Annotated in this window: 12 protein-coding genes and 2 pseudogenes; 6 read left to right on the forward strand and 8 right to left on the reverse strand. The window is 43.4% G+C overall.

The features are described 5' to 3' along the window. Positions 1-488 precede the first annotated feature (488 nt). Positions 489-1,013 (reverse strand): hypothetical protein, encoded by a 525-nt coding sequence (locus NBH01_RS20980; protein WP_250700277.1) that lies wholly within the window; start codon positions 1,011-1,013, stop codon positions 489-491. A 161-nt stretch (positions 1,014-1,174) separates the two neighbouring features. Between NBH01_RS20980 and NBH01_RS20985 the strand changes: the two genes are divergently transcribed. Beyond that, positions 1,175-2,383 (forward strand): hexokinase family protein, encoded by a 1,209-nt coding sequence (locus NBH01_RS20985; RefSeq protein WP_143919892.1) that lies wholly within the window; start codon positions 1,175-1,177, stop codon positions 2,381-2,383. Positions 2,384-2,589: 206 nt separating this feature from the next. On the opposite strand, the gene NBH01_RS20990 is transcribed toward NBH01_RS20985, so the two are convergent. Together NBH01_RS20990 and NBH01_RS20995 are read right to left on the reverse strand one after the other, a co-directional pair. Continuing rightward, the gene (locus tag NBH01_RS20990) at positions 2,590-5,523 is read right to left on the reverse strand and encodes a discoidin domain-containing protein (RefSeq protein WP_250700278.1); all 2,934 of its coding nucleotides are present in this window, start codon (positions 5,521-5,523) and stop codon (positions 2,590-2,592) included. A gap of 89 nt (positions 5,524-5,612) precedes the next feature. After that, positions 5,613-6,953, reverse strand: a complete 1,341-nt coding sequence (locus NBH01_RS20995; RefSeq protein ID WP_008763641.1) for a sigma-54-dependent transcriptional regulator — start codon at positions 6,951-6,953, stop codon at positions 5,613-5,615. A gap of 127 nt (positions 6,954-7,080) precedes the next feature. Here NBH01_RS20995 and NBH01_RS21000 point away from each other — a divergent pair. From NBH01_RS21000 to NBH01_RS21005, 3 genes and pseudogenes are all read left to right on the forward strand, one after another. Further along, positions 7,081-8,743: pseudogene (locus NBH01_RS21000) on the forward strand (FAD-dependent oxidoreductase); the annotation flags it as partial. A 101-nt stretch (positions 8,744-8,844) separates the two neighbouring features. Beyond that, a pseudogene (locus NBH01_RS26830) lies at positions 8,845-9,570 on the forward strand (DsrE/DsrF/DrsH-like family protein); the annotation flags it as partial. A gap of 30 nt (positions 9,571-9,600) precedes the next feature. Then, positions 9,601-9,969: a MarR family transcriptional regulator gene (locus tag NBH01_RS21005; RefSeq protein ID WP_008765135.1), complete on the forward strand. Its 369-nt coding sequence runs from the start codon at positions 9,601-9,603 to the stop codon at positions 9,967-9,969. 97 nt (positions 9,970-10,066) lie between these two features. On the opposite strand, the gene NBH01_RS21010 is transcribed toward NBH01_RS21005, so the two are convergent. Then, positions 10,067-11,371: a S28 family serine protease gene (locus tag NBH01_RS21010; RefSeq protein WP_055221863.1), complete on the reverse strand. Its 1,305-nt coding sequence runs from the start codon at positions 11,369-11,371 to the stop codon at positions 10,067-10,069. 133 nt (positions 11,372-11,504) lie between these two features. Between NBH01_RS21010 and NBH01_RS21015 the strand changes: the two genes are divergently transcribed. Both NBH01_RS21015 and NBH01_RS21020 read left to right on the forward strand, forming a co-directional pair. Beyond that, the gene (locus NBH01_RS21015; RefSeq protein WP_225680619.1) at positions 11,505-12,137 is read left to right on the forward strand and encodes a DUF4136 domain-containing protein; all 633 of its coding nucleotides are present in this window, start codon (positions 11,505-11,507) and stop codon (positions 12,135-12,137) included. 15 nt (positions 12,138-12,152) lie between these two features. After that, complete coding sequence (locus tag NBH01_RS21020) at positions 12,153-12,779, forward strand: porin family protein (protein WP_055221726.1); 627 nt, start codon at positions 12,153-12,155, stop codon at positions 12,777-12,779. Between the two features lie 71 nt (positions 12,780-12,850). Here NBH01_RS21020 and NBH01_RS21025 read toward each other — a convergent pair whose 3' ends face one another. From NBH01_RS21025 to NBH01_RS21040, 4 genes are all read right to left on the reverse strand, one after another. Beyond that, positions 12,851-15,856 carry a serine hydrolase domain-containing protein gene (locus NBH01_RS21025; protein ID WP_250700280.1) on the reverse strand — a complete coding sequence of 1,002 codons (3,006 nt, stop codon included), beginning with the start codon at positions 15,854-15,856 and terminating at the stop codon, positions 12,851-12,853. After that, positions 15,853-16,656 carry a bifunctional metallophosphatase/5'-nucleotidase gene (locus tag NBH01_RS21030; protein ID WP_225680629.1) on the reverse strand — a complete coding sequence of 268 codons (804 nt, stop codon included), beginning with the start codon at positions 16,654-16,656 and terminating at the stop codon, positions 15,853-15,855. The genes NBH01_RS21025 and NBH01_RS21030 overlap by 4 nt, the downstream gene beginning before the upstream one ends. A 119-nt stretch (positions 16,657-16,775) precedes the next feature. Further along, the gene (locus tag NBH01_RS21035) at positions 16,776-17,579 is read right to left on the reverse strand and encodes a 5'-nucleotidase C-terminal domain-containing protein (protein ID WP_008763633.1); all 804 of its coding nucleotides are present in this window, start codon (positions 17,577-17,579) and stop codon (positions 16,776-16,778) included. Positions 17,580-18,053: 474 nt separating this feature from the next. Further along, a complete protein-coding gene (locus NBH01_RS21040) occupies positions 18,054-19,148 on the reverse strand; it encodes an OmpA family protein (RefSeq protein WP_250700281.1) in 1,095 nt (364 codons plus the stop codon). Between the last annotated feature and the right edge of the window lie 102 nt (positions 19,149-19,250).

The following is a 19,250-nucleotide window of genomic DNA, read 5'->3' on the forward strand; positions in this document are numbered from 1 at the left end:
TCGAACGATAGAAATCGCCAAGAAGTTCAAGCTGATAAGGACTAAAGGTCATGTCACTCTTTTTCATCTTTTATTCATTTTAGTTGATACTTATAGTAGTCAACCAAATCCAGGGTAAGACAACCGTATGGTCCGATTAGATCGACAGTAGAAGCGGGGGCAATTGACCTGTTATTTCAGAAAGAAAGAGAGAAAGAAAGAATTTATCAGCCAATAATACACACGGGGGATCAGTTATTAATGACTGATTTAGCAATTATTAAGCGCTGACACATCGGAAGATAATATACTGTATATCAAGATATAACATTTAATAAAAGATACGTAATACGATTCAGCAGAGTGAGAGCAAACACTTGCTCTCACTCTGCTGCCATTGGATCTCTAACTGCTAAAACATCGATGAATAAAGGGATACAGACGAACTGTTAGAGCATGAGAGCAAAACGGCTATCAAATCACTGTGGAAAAATAAATATAGACGGCTATCATATTAAGCAAAAAACGGTCAAAAAGAGCAGGAAATAAATGATAGTACATAAGATACCTATTCCGATCCCCGTGATTTTTGTTTTAACTGTAATATCAACAGAATCTATTTGATTGATTTTGAACAACTTTCTTTCTACCACAAAGAATACTGTAGAGTACAAAAGTGGAAGAATATAAAAGACTACTGGATTTAACTCTATAAAAATGGCATAAAACGGAAACATAGCTCTAAAAAAGACCATAAACACCAATGCCTGCGTTAAAATCCAATATATCTTTTTATTTTTCCAATAACTGATTCCTGTCAGTATAACAATTATCCAGAAAAATGCCGGACAAAATACATTCTCTTTGTACTTACAAAAATCAGCAAGTCCCCCATACAGTGCATCAGCTTCGGCCATAGAATACAAAGTACGATAGTCATGAATCTCCAAACAGAGAAAAATGATTCCTGCAATAATCTCTATAAAAGGAATCAATTTTAGTATATTCTTTTTAACTGGAGACCGCTCTTTCATGTATCAAATTATTTTTCAAACAAATATAGTTTTTATTAATTGAAAAAACAAATACATAATTATCAGATACAGGCAAATAAAGATTGGGCATTCCCGAGCAAAATCCACCTTCAGTTGTTATTCAAAGACAAGGATATTTTATACTCTAAAAAGTCAATGTCATGGAAAAAAACATTTTTAAGTTAGATAATGAACAGCTCAAAGCAATTGTATGCTCATTTCGGGATAAAACAGAAGAAGGGTTAAAAACGGAAAATGCAGAGATACAATGCATTCCTACTTTCATTGCTCCAAAAACAACCCATATTAAAGGAAAGTCACTGGTACTTGACCTGGGAGGAACCAATTATCGGGTGGCAATCGTAGATTTCGACAGGGAAACGCCAGCCGTTCACCCGAACAATGGCTGGAAAAAAGATATGTCAATTATGAAGTCCGTCGGATATACCCGCGAAGAGTTATTCAAAGAATTGGCCGATATGATTATAGGAATCAAACGTGAGGAAGAAATGCCTATCGGTTATTGTTTTTCTTATCCGGCCGAGTCCGTACCGGGTGGAGACGCCAAACTGTTACGCTGGACAAAAGGAGTAGATATTAAAGAAATGGTTGGAGAATTTATCGGAAAACCTTTACTCGACTATCTGAATGAAAGAAACAAAATTAAGTTTACAGGCATCAAGGTAGTAAACGATACTATAGCCAGTTTATTCGCAGGTCTCACAGACAATAGTTATGATGCATATATCGGTCTCATCGTAGGGACAGGAACCAATATGGCAACTTTTATCCCTGCCGATAAAATTGAAAAACTGGATCAGTCATGCAATGCACATGGATTGATTCCTGTCAATCTGGAATCAGGCAATTTCCATCCGCCCTTTCTGACCGCGGTAGATGATACCGTTGACGCTATTTCCGGTAATCCGGGAAAGCAACGTTTTGAGAAAGCGGTATCCGGTATGTATCTGGGAGACATACTGAAAACAGCCTTTCCGCTGGAAGAGTTTGAAGAGAAATTCGACGCACAGAAACTGACTTCCATTATGAATTACCCAGACATCTACAAGGATGTATATGTACAGGTAGCACAATGGATTTATGGCAGATCCGCACAATTGGTTGCCGCCTCACTTACGGGGCTTATCATGTTACTGAAATCCTATAATAAAGATATACGAAAAGTTTGCCTGGTAGCCGAAGGCAGTCTTTTCTGGAGTGAAAACAGGAAGGATAAAAACTATAACATTCTCGTTATGGAAAAACTGAGAGAACTACTTCATTTATTCGGCCTGGAAGATATTGAAGTGGATATAAAAAGTATGAATAACGCAAACCTGATAGGGACAGGCATTGCGGCATTATCATAGTTTACTCCTGATGCTGTCGGCATCCGCACAATTCTATGAAGCATTTTAATGTAGCGGATTCATCAGTAAACTTTTCTTAAAGTTTATGATGAATCACGACTACATTTAAAAAATCATAGACAAACACAAAGACTGGTAAAACCAAGTCATAAAACCGATGTTGCTACAACCGTGTTTACCTCATTTAAAGAAATGTCCGCCCGATATTATTTATTATAAGGAACCACACTTAAACTATAATTACCATCAGGCAACAAATCCGAATCAAATTCTATTTCAATATCTTTAGACTCTCCTTTCAACAATGTGAAATAATTATCGTTCATCAGAGCAGGTAATATACGCTCACCATCAGAAGAGCGAATAGCCTGTACGTGAATAGCAAAAGCGACTGATGATCCTACATTTTCAATCTTTGCTTTAATCACTTTCTTACCATTACTATCTACTAAGCTCGATGTTGTACGCAATTTGGCTTTCGGCAAATTATTCAATGCTTTATAGTCTCCCGGTTTATTGGAACGCCAATAAAAGTTATCAGAAAGCAGTTGCCCGTTTTCATCGTTCAGTTCCAACTTGATGAAATGCACAGGAGTCAAATCCGTTGGCTTCTTTTTTCTACCATATAATTCAAATTCATAAAGTGAATATCCCCACATAGTAGCCTGTTTCAACCCTTGCATTTTCACATAACGAGTACGAACAGGTTTTATCTTAATCTCTTCGACACCGCCTTTAGAGTCCTCATTGATATAAATTTCTTTCCAGTTTATTGCATCATCCGAAATCAACAGTTTATAAGCTTTTGCATGAGCAGCCTCCCAGTTCAATATGACAGAGGCTATTTCAGTAGGTTCACCCAGATCAACATAAATCCATTCTTCATCACGGGGTTCACTCGCCCAACGACTGCCATCACTGGCATCAATCGCGGCACTTGGCTCTCCGGCATCTGCCGAAATGGAGGAAGCAACCGCTTTCTTACCGAAAGCAAGGTTGTCTGTTGTAAAATTCAGATGGAAACAATAGGAATCCTTATTAGCGGCGGCATCCAAAACTACAGACTGGCTGTAACGCCCCATTTCTTTCCCATCCAGATTATAGACTTTACCTGTAGCCGTAAGTCCTTTCTGCTCTTTCAAAGTGGTATTGATCACTTTTACACTATTATCAGCATAACTCCACTGAATATGAACCGGTTCACACGCCTTTCTGATTCCCCAGTAAGCCCCCGTCAAGTCATAATAATAATCATAGGTTTGCCATACCAATGAAGGATAAGCCGACTGCCCCATCCAAGTCAATATGCCGGAAGCATCTTCCCAAATATGATGTTGAAAGCCTTCGTACATCGCTTTATTCACCTCAACATTCACTAATTGAGCTTTCCGGCAAAAATCTTCAATACCTTTCGCTTTACCATAATTGAACTCTACGGTAGAGAAATATTTGTCGGGACTGGCGTTCCCCGCCGAATTGCCAAAGAAATGCTTGTCCCACATTTCATTACGTGGCCACCAATCTTTTTCGGGCATAAATTTCTTAAAGCTATCGAAAGTAGTAAAGACAGCTGTACCTATTTCTGTACGGAATCCCCATCCTTTGGTTATATTGGCACCATATCCATAAGGGGCTTTGGTAAAATACCAGTTAGGATGAGAGTTAGTCCAAGGTCCACTCCCGGAAAGGCCGTCACTATGGGAATTGGCATGATAGGCCCGATCACCCCCATCGTATGTTCTAACGTCTTCCTCCAGCCACTTATTAAGAGGCGGTAACGGATACCCCTCATTATCACCACACCACACTGCAATACAAGCATGATTACGCAAACGCTTGATCTTTTCCACTGCATTCATATTGAAAGCAAAAACATCATCCGGAAGATTCGAATTTGAATTTAACCAGAAGTCGTCCCACACCATAATGCCGTATTTATCGCAAGCTTCATAAAACTCATCATCCGTAACCGAACCGATCCAATTGCGTATCATATTAAAATGCATCTCATTGTGAAGTTTCAATTTAAGATCATATTCTTCACCCCGACAACGCAACATATATTCGCTCATTCCCCAGTTTCCTCCTTTTACATAAACAGGTTCACCATTTATTTTAAGATGAAGCACACCGTCAACCAGCTCGGAACCGTATTCACGAATACCAAATGTAATATTCTGTTTATCAGAAGCCTTACCATTCACCATATAAGTCAGTTCGCAGGTATAAAGATTTGGCTGTCCGTAACCATTAGGCCACCACAAAGCAGGATTCTGAATTATAAATTGACTGAACTTGCTATCATCCAGAAGAAAAGTCCGCTGTTTGCCTGCCTCAATTACCAAATCTTCGGTAAATTCAATGTTGCCCGGCTGAATGATACCTTTCAACACTCCTTTCTGCTCTATATCTGTATGATTCCGTAGTTCCAACTGCAAGCTTAAAACCGCTTTGTTTTTAGAAGGAACTTTCGAACGTATCCAAGGATCGACGATAGACACTTCGCCGGTTTTTGTCAAATAGACGTCGTCAGTAATACCAGTCAAAAGACCGGGAACATAAGGCATCCAATCCCAGCCGGCACATGACATATAAGTAGGACTTGCATAATTGGGAACCGGAGTGCCTACCCAATGCACAAGGACGGCAAGCACATTCTTACCGTTTTTTGACAGCAAATCAGTTATATCGAAATTCCCCCGATGCATAAATCCATCAAGCAACCCGAGACGCGTCCCATTAAAGAATATTTCTCCTTTACGGTTAACCCCTTCAAAATTTAGCCATACCCTTTCTCCGTTTTCCACCTCCGGCGAATTAAACTCTGTACGATACCAGAAGTTACGGTCATATTTTGCTTTATCGACTTTATACGCATTATCAGCAAAATTCGGATCAGGCTCCAGTCCTTCTAATACATACGAACCAAACACCGTTCCCGGCACAGTTGCTTTGACCCAATCCCTCGTGTCATATCGGGTAGTCATCATATCAGAAGGATGCTCAACTTCTGCCTGAGCTTTCACTTTCCATATCGTCAGATTTCCATCACTATTCAATGAAATTTTTACTTTTTGTGCATGAACGGTGATACCAGTAAATAATAAAACAAGTAACAGTGTAGTCTTCCAAATATTCATATCTTCTATTTCTTTTTCACATTACAGATCAGTATATGAACGATTAATCGCTCATATACCCCTAAAAAAGAAATCAGATAGTCATATTATTATATTTTGTATTCCTCTATCTTCCTGTACAAAGTGGTAAGACCGATCTTCAGCAAGCGGGCAGTTTCCGTCTTGTTGCCTTTCGTATATTCCAGGACGCGGGCAATATGCCTTCGTTCCATAGCAGCCAGTTCAAAACTACCGATATTATCATCCGAACATTCATAATGAGTATTCTGAATCTCCAACGGAAGATCGCACACATCCAGATGCCCGCCTTCGCAGACAATCAGACTCCGTTCTATCACATTCCGCAATTCACGGATATTTCCTTTCCAGGGTTGCTGTTCCAACGCATGAAGAAAAGCAGGAGTCATCTCATTGACCGTATACGAAAGTTTCTCGGAAAAGCTCTTTGCAAAGGCAGTGGCAAGAATTCTGATATCACCGGTACGTTCGCGAAGTGCCGGCAGATGTACCTGAAATACCGAAAGACGATAAAACAGGTCTTCACGGAAACGTCCCGCTTTGATTTCCTCTGTCAGATTACGGTTGGTAGCAGCAATAATACGAACATTCACGTGCGTCGGTTTCGTATCTCCTATCTTTATATATTCGCCTGTTTCGAGAATACGCAGCAATTTGGCCTGTAGTTCAAAAGCCATTTCTCCGATTTCATCCAAAAAGATCGTACCGTTGTTGGCTTCTTCGAAGAGTCCTTTCTTGTCCTTCAAAGCTCCGGTGAAGGACCCGGCTTTATGCCCGAACATTTCACTCTCCAGCAGTTCCTTACTGAAAGACGAACAGTTCACGGCAACAAAGCTCTGTTTGCTCCGCTTACTATTATAATGTATGGCTTGTGCAAATACTTCTTTTCCGGTCCCCGTTTCTCCGGTCAACAACACCGGAACATCAGTCACCGAAACCTTCTGTGCCAGCATAACAGCTTCTTTCAGCACTTTCGATTCTCCCAGAATGGAATCAAAAGAATATAGCTGACTGACTTTCTTTTCCAGTTTCTCTAACCGGACATTCATCTTAGCCTTCTCAACGGCACGACTGATCAGAGGGATAATCTTATTATTATCGTCCCCTTTGGTTATATAATCAAATGCACCGTTCTTGATTGCCTGCACTCCGTCGGGTATATTACCGTGAGCGGTAAGAAGAATGACTTCCACATTCGGAGCTGTCTTTTTAATGTTCAACACCAGATCGACCCCGTTTCCATCGGGAAGAAAGACATCACACAAAGCCACATCCGGCTGTTGAATTTCCAACTGCCTGATAGCTGCCTTGCAATCACCTGCCTGACACACCTCATAACCCTCCAGTCCGAGCATACGAGCCAACAGGCTACGAATCTGAACCTCATCGTCAATGATAAGAATTTTACTCATAATTAATTTATAAAAAATGAAGAAAGACAAACAGGGTGCGCAAATATAAGTCTTTTTTCTATGATCCGAGAACAATTCTCCCTACTTTATTGTTATTTCCATAGGAAACTATTTACGCAACAAACTTATGAAGATCATTATTATTGGAGGCGTTGCCGGAGGAGCTACCACTGCTGCCCGGATCAGACGCACAAACGAAGCAGCTGAAATCATCCTTTTAGAAAAAGGAAAGTATATCTCTTATGCCAATTGCGGACTGCCGTATTACATCGGAGGCGTGATCAAAGAACGGGAAAAACTGTTTGTACAGACGCCCGAAGCATTTTCTACGCGCTTTCGTGTAGACGTACGAACTGAAAATGAAGTAATCTTCATCGACCGGAAGAGAAAAACAGTAACGGTAAGACAAAGTAGCGGAGACACTTACGAGGAAAGCTACGACAAATTACTGATATCGACCGGAGCCTCCCCTGTACGTCCTCCCCTGCCGGGAATCGACCTGAACGGAATCTTCACACTCAGGAATGTAGCCGACACAGACCGAATCAAAGAATATATCAACAGTCATGCTCCCCGAAAGGCTGTTGTCATCGGAGCCGGATTTATCGGGCTGGAAATGGCAGAGAACCTGCACGCACAAGGAGCTAAAGTTTCTATTGTGGAAATGGGCAATCAAGTGATGGCTCCCATCGACTTCTCCATGGCATCCCTTGTACACCAGCATTTGATGGACAAAGGAGTGAACCTGTATCTGGAGCAGGCAGTAGCCTCTTTCGAAAGAGACGGAAAAGGATTGAAAGTCATCTTCAAGAACGGACAGTCCATCTCTGCCGACATCGTTATACTTTCCATCGGCGTACGTCCGGAAACGACACTGGCACGTGCCGCAGAGCTGAAGATCGGCGAAGCCGGAGGAATCGCCGTCAACGACTACCTGCAAACGTCGGACGAATCGATTTACGCCATCGGTGACGCTATCGAATTCCGCCACCCGATCACCGGAAAACCGTGGCTCAATTACCTTGCTGGTCCCGCCAATCGTCAGGGACGAATTGTCGCAGACAACATTCAGGGAGCACACATCCCTTATGAAGGAGCCATCGGAACTTCCATTGCAAAAGTATTCGACATGACTGTTGCTTCTACCGGATTACCCGGCAAACGATTGCGGCAGGCAGAAATCAATTATATGTCTTCGACCATCCATCCGTCCTCTCACGCAGGATATTACCCGGATGCCATGCCGATGAGTATTAAAATCACTTTCGACCCGAAGACAGGTAAACTGTACGGCGGACAGATCGTCGGCTATGACGGTGTAGACAAACGAATTGACGAAATCGCGCTTGTCATCAAGCATGAAGGTACGATCTATGATCTGATGAAAGTGGAGCAGGCTTACGCCCCTCCGTTCTCTTCTGCCAAAGATCCGGTAGCCGTTGCAGGATACGTAGCCGAAAACATCATAACTGGGAAAGTACAACCCGTCTATTGGAGACAGTTGAGGGATATCGAGATGGAAAACAATTTCCTGCTGGATGTACGTACTCCTGACGAATTCTCGCTCAATACACTGCCGGGTGCAGTGAACATTCCGCTGGACGAACTGCGTGACCGGCTGGATGAACTGCCGAAAGACAAGATGATCTATACATTCTGTGCCGTCGGCCTCAGAGGATACCTTGCTTATCGCATTCTGGTACAGCATGGATTTGAAAAGGTACGCAACCTTTCCGGAGGATTGAAAACATACCACGCTGCCGCAGCACCCATCATTCTGAGGGAAGAAAGTGAGAACGAAGCGAATGAAGTACCAGTACAACCGAACGCAAGCATACAACAATCGGCAGATGCGCAACCTCAAAAGACAGTTTCACCAGTTGAAGCAGTGAAGACAATCCGTGTAGACGCTTGTGGACTGCAATGTCCGGGTCCGATTCTGAAAATGAAAAAGACAATGGATTCGCTGGTTTCCGGCGACCGGGTAGAAATTACCTCAACCGATCCGGGATTCCCGCGTGATGCTGCCGCATGGTGCAACTCGACAGGAAATCAGTTGATTTCCAAAGAGGCGGCAGGAGGAAAATCTGTAGTAGTGATCGAAAAGGGCGAACCTAAATCCTGCAATATTGTTACCTCCTGTGAAGGCAAAGGAAAAACTTTCATCATGTTCAGTGATGATTTAGACAAAGCTTTAGCTACCTTTGTGCTCGCTAATGGCGCAGCTGCCACCGGACAAAAGGTAACGATCTTTTTCACCTTCTGGGGACTGAACGTTATCAAGAAGCTGCACAAGCCAAACGTCGAAAAAGATATCTTTGGAAAAATGTTCGGAATGATGCTCCCTTCCAGCTCCCGAAAGCTGAAACTCTCTAAAATGAGCATGGGAGGAATAGGAGGAAAAATGATGCGGTACATCATGAACCGGAAAGGAATCGACTCTCTGGAGTCCTTACGCCAACAAGCTCTGGAGAACGGTGTGGAATTTATCGCCTGCCAAATGTCCATGGACGTCATGGGAGTGAAACAGGAAGAACTTCTGGACGAAGTGACAATAGGCGGAGTAGCAACATACATGGAACGGGCGGATAATGCAAATATCAACCTGTTTATATAGAAAAAGAACAAACAAAAAAACAAGTAGCATATGAAGACAATATGTGTAATGCGCGATGTATTCAAAGCAATGGCAAGATTTGAAGATGCATTTGAAAAAGTGTATCAGGTATCATTAAATGAAGCGATGATATTATGTGCCCTGCAAGAAGCCTCGCCCAATAATATGACGGCCACGAGCCTGTCCAAACGAACGGAGCTGACACCCTCGCACGCTTCAAAGATGCTCCGGATTCTGGAAGAAAAAGAACTGATTGTCAGAACACTCGGAGAAGAGGACCGGAGACTGATGCAGTTCCATCTCAGTCAGAGCGGTAAAAAACTAGTCCGACAATTAGCACTTGAAAAAGTGGAAATACCGGAATTACTGAAACCGCTATTCGAATCGGTAGATTCCTAAATCAAGCAGCCCGATATATGTAATATCGGCTTGCAGAAGAATAAAACGGTGAACCGCCTGTTCATATATTACAGGTTGTTCACCGTTTCTCGTTTCGTCATTCTTCAAGCCACCCTCTAAGAAGAGACATCACTTTCTGCTTCTGATCTTCGGACATTGTACCGATGCGCGCAAGATGACTGCCTCCCGGCTCTACAAAGACATGAATATTCTTTTTATTCTTCAGCCATGTTACTCCGGCAGCTGTCCAGGGATCATTCTGACCATAGATAAAAATCATCTTCGGATCGTTCTTCTTCAAGAACCGCACAATCTTATTGCTCAGTGTCTTATCGAATTTCATCTTCCGCATATCTTCCGGCAACATCAGTCTTCTCAGATAATCCTTGCTGGTCTTTATAGAAAGGTAAGGTTTAAAAGGAGCGATATCGTATCCATAATACCCCAATTCGCGGGCAGCCTGCACGAAGAAAGAAAGAGTCGGGCTGTCTACTATAAAATAAGAAGGTCCGCTGATTGCCAGCAAATGATCCAGCAGTGTATCGTCAGAAGCCGAGGTTTCCGGTATACTACGGATATCCGTTCCCCATTGCCAGATAGAGAAAGAGTATTCCAGCACACAGAAATCGTATATTTCTTCCAGAGGAGCGCGGAATGTATAGTTCTTTTCAGTACACATTTTTTCAAAACGGGGCAACAAACGGGCCTTTCGCTTCAATACTTCCAACTGGAAATCTTCTATTTTTTTCCTATCGGCTTCCGTACCTACCCGGCGGAGGAAAGGTTCGTGCCGGCCATCTTCACGCGCATAACAAAGAGGAGCAACATAAGGCACGGAAACATCCACATCGTCGGGGAAGAAAACACGGTATAATAAGGAGGTCTGCCCACCCTTGCTGATCCCCGTACTGATCCATTTGCCAGGATATAAAGTCTTGAAAGCGGTTGTCACGGCATGCAAATCCTCGGCAGAATTTTCTGCGGTCAGGTATTGCCAGTCGCACGGTTCGGGAGTGGATTCCAGAAAGTAGCGGTGCTCCACAAAGATCATATTGGCATCGAACAATTCAGAAAGTTCTTCCCGATAAGTGGGGCGCAAAGCATACCCTGCCCCATATCCTTCAGTAACAATCACTGTGGGACGGTCATAACCGACGTGCCCCACAATCACCCGCTGGCGGAAACTTCCCTTTTCGGGATGTCGATGATCCAGCGGCTGAGTCAGGTACATTACATACTTTTCCGGGAAGCGGCTGGTGTCGAGCGACTTTATTCCGCTGACGGACTTATTTTTTTCGATCTTCTGAATAAACGATTCCTGCGCCGACAATGAGACGGGCGCAGCTGCGATCAGCAGCACGATTGAGAACCATACGAAAAGAGGTATCCGAATGTGTTTCATAAGCATTTGAGTGTTAATTTTCTCGCAAAGATAATCATTTGCACGAACCTTTTTACACATTTCTTGTTGTTTGTAACAAAAGCCCCAAGGTACCAGGGCGTGATTTTTATATAACCTAAACATTATAAAAGATATGAAGAAATTAATTCCTATTTTATTGGCGGTCTTTGCACTCGCTTCTTGCGAAAAAGACCCGGACATGGGTAAGCTGGATGACAATTATCTGGTATACACTAACTACGACAAGCAAGCCAACTTCAAAGACTTCAGCACATTCTATCTGGCTGACAAAATCTTGGTTATCTCTGACAGCAAAGAACCGGAATATCTCGAAGGAGAAGGTGCTGAGCAAATTCTGGCTGCTTATACAGAAAATATGGAAGCAAAAGGTTATCAACCGGCTGCCGATAAAGAAAGTGCCGATCTTGGTATTCAGGTAAGCTACATCGCAAGTACTTATTATTTCACCAACTATTCTCAACCCGAATGGTGGTGGGGATATCCCGGCTATTGGGGACCTAGCTACTGGGGTAACTGGGGTGGATGGTACTATCCATACGCTGTGACCTACAGCTATAGCACCAACTCATTCATTACAGAAATGGTGAACCTGAAAGCAGATGAAGGTGAAGGCAAAAAACTTCCTGTAATCTGGACAAGCTATCTGACTGGATTTGAAACAGGCTCTAAAGCTATCAACCGCACTCTTGCTATTGAAGCAGTGAACCAGTCATTCACTCAGTCACCTTATCTTACTAACAAATAAACAACTACAACTGTTATGAAAACAAGAAAGAATATATATTTCAAGGTAGTGGCGCTAGCAGCCATTGCCATCGCCTTTGCCATGCCGGCTAAGGCACAGCTATCAGACAATGGATATGCTAATATAGACTGGCAGTTCAATGTTCCATTGAGCAACAATTTTGCAGACAAAGCCAGCGGTTGGGGTATGAACTTTGAAGGTGGTTATTTCGTTACTCCTAACCTGGGTCTGGGTCTTTTCCTGAACTATCACAGCAACCACGAGTATATTCCTCGCGAAACATTCAAGATGGGTGCAGGTGACGTTACAACTGATCAGCAACACACAATGTTCCAGTTGCCTTTCGGTGCTGCCGCCCGCTACCAATGGAATCGCGGTGGAGCCGTACAACCTTATGTCAGTGCAAAATTAGGTGCTGAATATGCTAAGATCCGTTCCAACTTCAATATGTTGGAAGCCAGAGAAAACAGCTGGGGATTCTACGCTTCTCCTGAAGTAGGTGTCAATGTATTCCCTTGGGTTTACGGACCGGGTCTGCACTTTGCTCTGTACTACAGCTATGGTACCAATAAAGCTGATGTACTGCATTACAGTGTAGACGGACTGAACAACTTCGGTTTCCGCGTGGGTGTTTCATTCTAACCCGAGCAACTACTTGATTTTACATTAATAAGCAAGAGCCCCTCTACTTCGGCAGAGGGGCTCTTCATTTTTTATTTGCTTTGAATCGCTTTATAGATCGCATCCTGTATCTGTTCGCGAATTTCCAGACGGCTTAACTTCCGGTTGGTTACGTCCGGATAAATCCGGTTGCTCAGAAATACATAAACCAAGCCATTGTCAGGGTCTACCCAGGCACACGTTCCGGTAAACCCGGTATGACCGTATACTTTTGCCGGTGTATGCTTTCCGCAAGGGCTCTTTTCCGGATTAAGGGTATCCGGTTTGTCAAATCCAAGTCCGCGACGGCTGATTTTGGAAACTTCCGTTGTAAACAACTGGCAGGTTTCCTTGCTTAAATAACGCTGTCCGTTCAACTCACCACCGTTCAGCAACATCTGATAAACCTGTGCCACTTCACGTGCATTCGAGAACAATCCGGCATTTCCCGAAACGCCTCCCTGGAAAGCGGCAGCCTCATCATGCACAAATCCCTGAAGGGTAGTCTTACGCAAGAAGCGGTCGACAGAAGAAGGTATGACTTCCGATTTCGGGAAGCGTCGCAAAGGAAGGTATCCTGTACGTTCCAGTCCCATCGGTTCATAAAATTCACGTTGCAAGTAGGCATCCATCGGCATTCCCGCAAGTTTCTCAACCAAAAGACGCAACAGGATAAAACCGACATCGCTGTATCGGTAAGTTTTAGGTTTCATCGGTGCGTCTGCAATCTTCTTCTCCATTTCCTTGAAGAAAGAAGGATTCAGCCACAGACTATCACAGATTTGCAAGGTGTAATCTCCGGTTTTAACCTTTGAAACATATTCCTTTTTAAATGCAAAATTAGGATTCGCCCATGTGGAAGTTCCCAACTGCAACGGATGCCGTGCATCTTTGCGGGACATAAACAGTCTGCCTTCATAACTATCTTCATCGATGGCTTCCCGATAAAAAGCAATTCCGGGCGGCAAGCCGGATTGATGGTAAAGCAGTTCCTGAATGGTTATGTCTTTCTTGTTAGTACGCTGGAGGAAAGGCAGATAGTCTGCAATTCTGTCCGTCAGATTAAAACGTCCCTTATCGTAAAGTTTCATTAAAGCAAGCACCGTACCAGTAGTCTTGGAGAGTGAAGCCAAGTCATAGATATCGGTCGGCTGCACACGTGCGCTTCCCGTTCCGGTGTGAGTGCCGAATGTCTTGTCTACCATCACATGCCCCTCTTTCATCACGATCACCTGGCAACCGGGATAAGCTCCCTGACGTATACCGTCCAAAGCGATCGAATCAATTCGTTGCAGGGCGACAGAAGAAAGCCCATGTTCTTCCGGAATAAAATGCAAAGGTGTTTTCGGAGTAATCGTGACGCCGTCTCCTGCCTGAAAAAGTTCTCCAAGGCTGGCCGATAATCTTCCGTCCGCCGTAGCTTTGGCAAAGAGCACATCCGCCACCTGCCGCTGCACATCTTCATTAGGGCTGTGTCCCAGCACCACTGCCGAGGCACGGGCAACCGCACGCTGTATCTGCAACATCATCTTACCCTGCGTAAAGAAAGCATAGATGACCGGAGTTTCAGTAGTAAATTTACCGAAGAAGGTCTGATAAGGTGACAGCTTCTGTTCACTTACGGAGACAATAATTCGTTTATAGGCAGCCAATGAGTCCCGTAACCGCTGATTCGCCTCTTCCGTCATACCGGGACGAAGGCGGAAACGTGACAAAGAAGTGTATTTCGACAACTGTTCCGCCAACGCATTGGTTTCACCCGCGTCACCGACTTCGAGCAATGCCATCGTTTCTTTTTGATTCGTATGCAAAGGGAGAACATGATTTTCATTATTCAGCACAGTAATCGCAGCCAAATTCAACCGGCGGATTAAATCACGTGTCTGAGGAGTATTGATCCGTTGTCCCAAACCAGACAGTTGAACAAACGGTTTCTTTTTTAGTCCGAGTACATATTTATAAGTCAATACCTTGCGGCATTTCTCTTCAATATCTTCGCGTGTCAAGTCTCCCTTATCAATGGCATCGAGTACAGCGGCTATCTCCTCCTTCAGGTTCCGGGGAGCCAGTACCATATCATTCCCTGCCTTCAGTGCCTGCAGACTGACATTTCCATTCCCCGAAACACCTTTCATGGCAAGTGCATCCGTGAAGATCAGTCCTTTGAAAGCAAATTCTTCTGTCAGCAAATCGTATACGATATTACGGGATAAAGAAGAAGGAAGTCCGCCTATCGGTTCAATAACCGGCACTTGCAGGTGTCCGACCATCATACCGCTCAATCCGGCACGGATCGCTTCTCTAAAAGGATGGAGCTCTACACTGTCCAGACGTTCGCGAGTGAAGGGAAGTACCGGAAGTGTTTTGTGCGAGTCTACATCCGTATCACCATGTCCGGGGAAGTGCTTGCAGACGGAAAGTACGCCTCCGCTTTCCAGGCCGGAAGCATAAGCTACTACCTTATCCGCCACCTGCACGGGGTCTTCACCAAAGGAACGGGTATTGATGACCGGATTCTTAGGGTTGATATTCACATCCGCCACCGGAGCAAAGTTGACTTGTACACCTAACTGTGCACATTGGCGTGCCATCTCGCGACCGTATTCATAGATTAATTTATTATCCTGAATACATCCGAGCACCATATTTCGGGGAAAGACAGGAGTACCACGCAGACGCATTGCCAGCCCCCATTCTCCGTCAAAAGTGATCATTAACGGTAACTTTGCCATGCGCTGGGCTCGATTAGTCAGTTCCGCCTGGGTCTGCATCTTCCCACCGGAAAACAGCAGTCCGCCGACTTTATAGGTATCGACGGCATCCTTCAGCAGTATCTGGTTGTGCTTGGTATCTACCGGAGCAATCGTATATATAAACAACTGACCGACTTTCTCTTTAAGCGTCAGCTTATTCATAATGGAGTCTACCCATTGTCGACAACGGACATCTTGTTTAGCTTTATAAAGTAGTAAAGGTTCTACGGGAGTATCTATTGCTTCTCCCCTGGCCTTGACAGGGAGAAATAGCAGGATAGCCAGTATATATGTTAGTAATCTCATTTTTTATTCAAAGTCAAATCTAGTCGTCCAACATAAATTCCATTCTTTCCGGTGTGCATAACGGGGACATTTTTCCCGTCTATGTTCAGATAATTCTTGGGGCTTTCCATAAAGGTATGAGAATGCCCACCCAAAATAACATCGATATTACGGGTGTTGGCTACCAGCTTCTCATCCATCTGAATACCCAAATGTGACAGGCATACAATGACATCGCATCCTTCTTCTTTCAGTTGTGCGGCAATGTCATTGGATACGGCGATCGGGTCTTTATAGATTACCCCTTCGCATTTATTAGCCTGTATCAGTCCTTCCGGCTTCGCTCCCAACCCGAAAACTCCGATCTTCAAGCCGAAACGATCCAGAATGACATAGGGCTTTACGATATCTTTGAGTACTGTGGCATCAAGATCATAGTTGGCACATACTACCGGAAACTTGGCTAATTTAAATAGACGAGCCATGTTGTCCAAACCGAAATCGAACTCGTGGTTACCGATTGTCATTGCATCGTATCCCATTTCATTCATCAGGGTGACTTCTACTTCACCTTTAAACATATTATAATAAGGAGTGCCTTGCGAGATATCGCCACAGTCGAACAGCAGTACATCCGAATTTTCTTTGCGGAACTGCTGCAGGAAACTTGCCCGACGGACAAATCCACCCTGACCGTAGTTCCGGTCGCCTTCCTGAGTCATAGGTTCAATCCGGCTGTGTACATCACTGGTTTGCAGTATGATTAGTTTTTTTGTTTCTTGGGCTGTTGCCAATGCAGGTAGTAAAAGGAGGAAAAGCATCAGCCACTTTCCGGTTCTTCCTTTGAATATATTCAAGACGGAAGTTATATGATTATGAGTTGTCATAGGATACTGAGATTTCATTGTAAACCTTGGTTATTTATTCTCTTTTCATTTTTTTATTTCCGGTCGGATGCCGGAACAACGGTGATACGTCCATCCAGTTTAGAGGTAATCTTCTTGCCTGCAGCTGTCTGTTGCCTTACGTAGTCGAGGAACAGTCCGCGCAATGTCAATCCATCCGGACATTCACGCTTATCCGCATTGATAAAGGGAGTGAGTCCGTCGTTTCCGTCCGCCAGATAGTCAATGGTAGCTACGGTATAGTCTTTGTCATCTTCGATCTCTTTTTCCTGTACGGTTGCTTTCAGAAGTTTTCCGTCTTTTGTTATTTCCAGATGTGCTCCGCTCAGTCCTTCACCGTGCAAAGAAGCTATGACTTCCATCAGTCTTTTTATTTCCGTACCTTTCATCGTCAGTACGCAGAGAGAATTTTCAAAAGGAAGTATTTCGAAAACAGCATCGACTGTGATATTACCCTGTGGAAGTATGTTGCGCAAACCGCCCATATTCATGATTCCAATATCGGCAGGATGCTTCAGTACACGCTCTGCAGAGAGTCGTAGCACTTCGGCGACCAGGTTGGAAAGCAAGCTCTCAGGACGTCCTTTGTCCATCGTCATCTCGCTGACGCCAATCACCTCATACATCATCTTATCTATTTTTTCTTTGTAGGGTTTAAGCAGGGCGGCAGCCTTTTCGTCGGGATGAGCATCCCAGGTTGAATCCATACAAATCCGGGTTCCTTCTATCTGGGCAACTTCATAATTTGCCTGAACTTCACGGGTAGATTGGCAGGAAGTGAATAGGATTAGTCCTGTCAGAATAGCTCCCGAAGTATACTTTACGTAATTTCGTTTCATCTTCTTTCTTTTGTTTATGCTACAAATGTACATTTTATATTTTAAAGTCATGCGGAAGAAGAAGAAACTTATAGCAAGTTTAGTCCTATTTCAAGGGGAATTAGCTGCAAAATGCACTTAAAAATGTTAATTAAAAGTATTCTGAGGCAGGGTTGATTTAATTAAAAAAAGGACGTTCCCAGGGAAAAAGGGGAAATTAGGAACGTCCTTTGAATAGAGTTAGCGAAAAGTCCGGTCTTTCGCAAGTGCAGACCTTTCCTCTCTTCACTAAAATAAACTAAGGACTATAGTGGGGAAATCCTTAGTGGGGAAAAACGACTATCAGCTTCTTCACAGGAGCGCATAATCGCAAAGTAGTCGCATTCGGTACTTATTCCATCAATGATATTTCTACACCATTAGAAATTCTTTTGTACCGATGAAGCAACATATTTTTTAGAATATCTTCTTATAATATCTTGTTAATAACTTTGTTTATTCGGCGATACAGATACTCACACGATTTTCTTCCGGTGCTTTATATGGCTGAACAGTGTCTCCTTTGGAATCAACCATAATTCTGTCAGTGGTTATTCCTTTTGCCTTCAAAGCATCCGCAACATTGCCTGCGCGTTTTTCAGACAACGACTTGGTGATTTTAGGATTGCCTGTATTTACATCGGCATAGCCTGTCACTTTAACCTTTGCAGCCGGATTGTTTTGCAGATATTCTACCAACATATCTATTTTTGACTTTTGATCGTCTTGTATCTTCGCTGAGTTCAAAGCAAAGAAGATATCCTGTTTCATTGGCTGTACTACAACTTCTTTCTTCGGCTGTGGCTGTTCTACCACGGGAACAGGCTTCGGTTGTTCCACTACTACAGGTTCTGCCTCATAATATACAGGTTTAGTTTCCGTATAGCCTTTACCGAATTTAATATTCAAACCAATGAGAGCATTGAACTGCCAGTCAGCATTTCCTGCCTTCTTTGAGTTGAACTTGTCGGACAAGACATTTGCATTACCTTCGATGTTGATGGACAAGCGATCATTCAGACGCAGATTACATCCTAAACCCATGCGCCCGGCAATGAGAAACTTTCCGTCCCGCCAAAGATATTCCATCTCATAGGTTCGTGTATCCAGTGCATTCGCCTCATCGTTATCAAAGCCACGATTTAATCCTCCTCCGAGAAAGACATAACCATTGAATACACGTTTGGGATTAAAACCACAAAACAATGTGCTAAGATCAGAAACGATGTCAATGTTACCTTGCAAATATTTGTACTGGTAATCCTGTTGCGGAGAAACCCAGCCTCCTTTTGCCTGCCATCCGCTGACACCAACACGTGCCCGCCATGCAGGAGCAAACTGATAACCTACGTTTATCGCTGCTGCAGGAGATATAAGATCACTAAACTTAGCTTCGCCAAGTGTGTGAGCAGCACCTACTTGCACTTGCATAAACCAATGAGGTTTGAATTCAGTTTTACCTTCTTCTTTTATTCTTTGTTCTTGTGCGGAAATGACTGTACTACTTAATAGTAAGGCGAATACAGGCATCCACAATTTCTTTATGTTCATGCTTATCTTTTCTTTTTAATATGATACTGCATTAACTTTATTAAAGAAGGGTATCCTTCTTTTGAAAAAGATACCCTTCTTATCTTTGTCGATATTGCTATC

This window comes from Bacteroides sp. B1-V-101 (assembly GCF_023656585.1).
GTDB lineage: Bacteria > Bacteroidota > Bacteroidia > Bacteroidales > Bacteroidaceae > Bacteroides > Bacteroides thetaiotaomicron.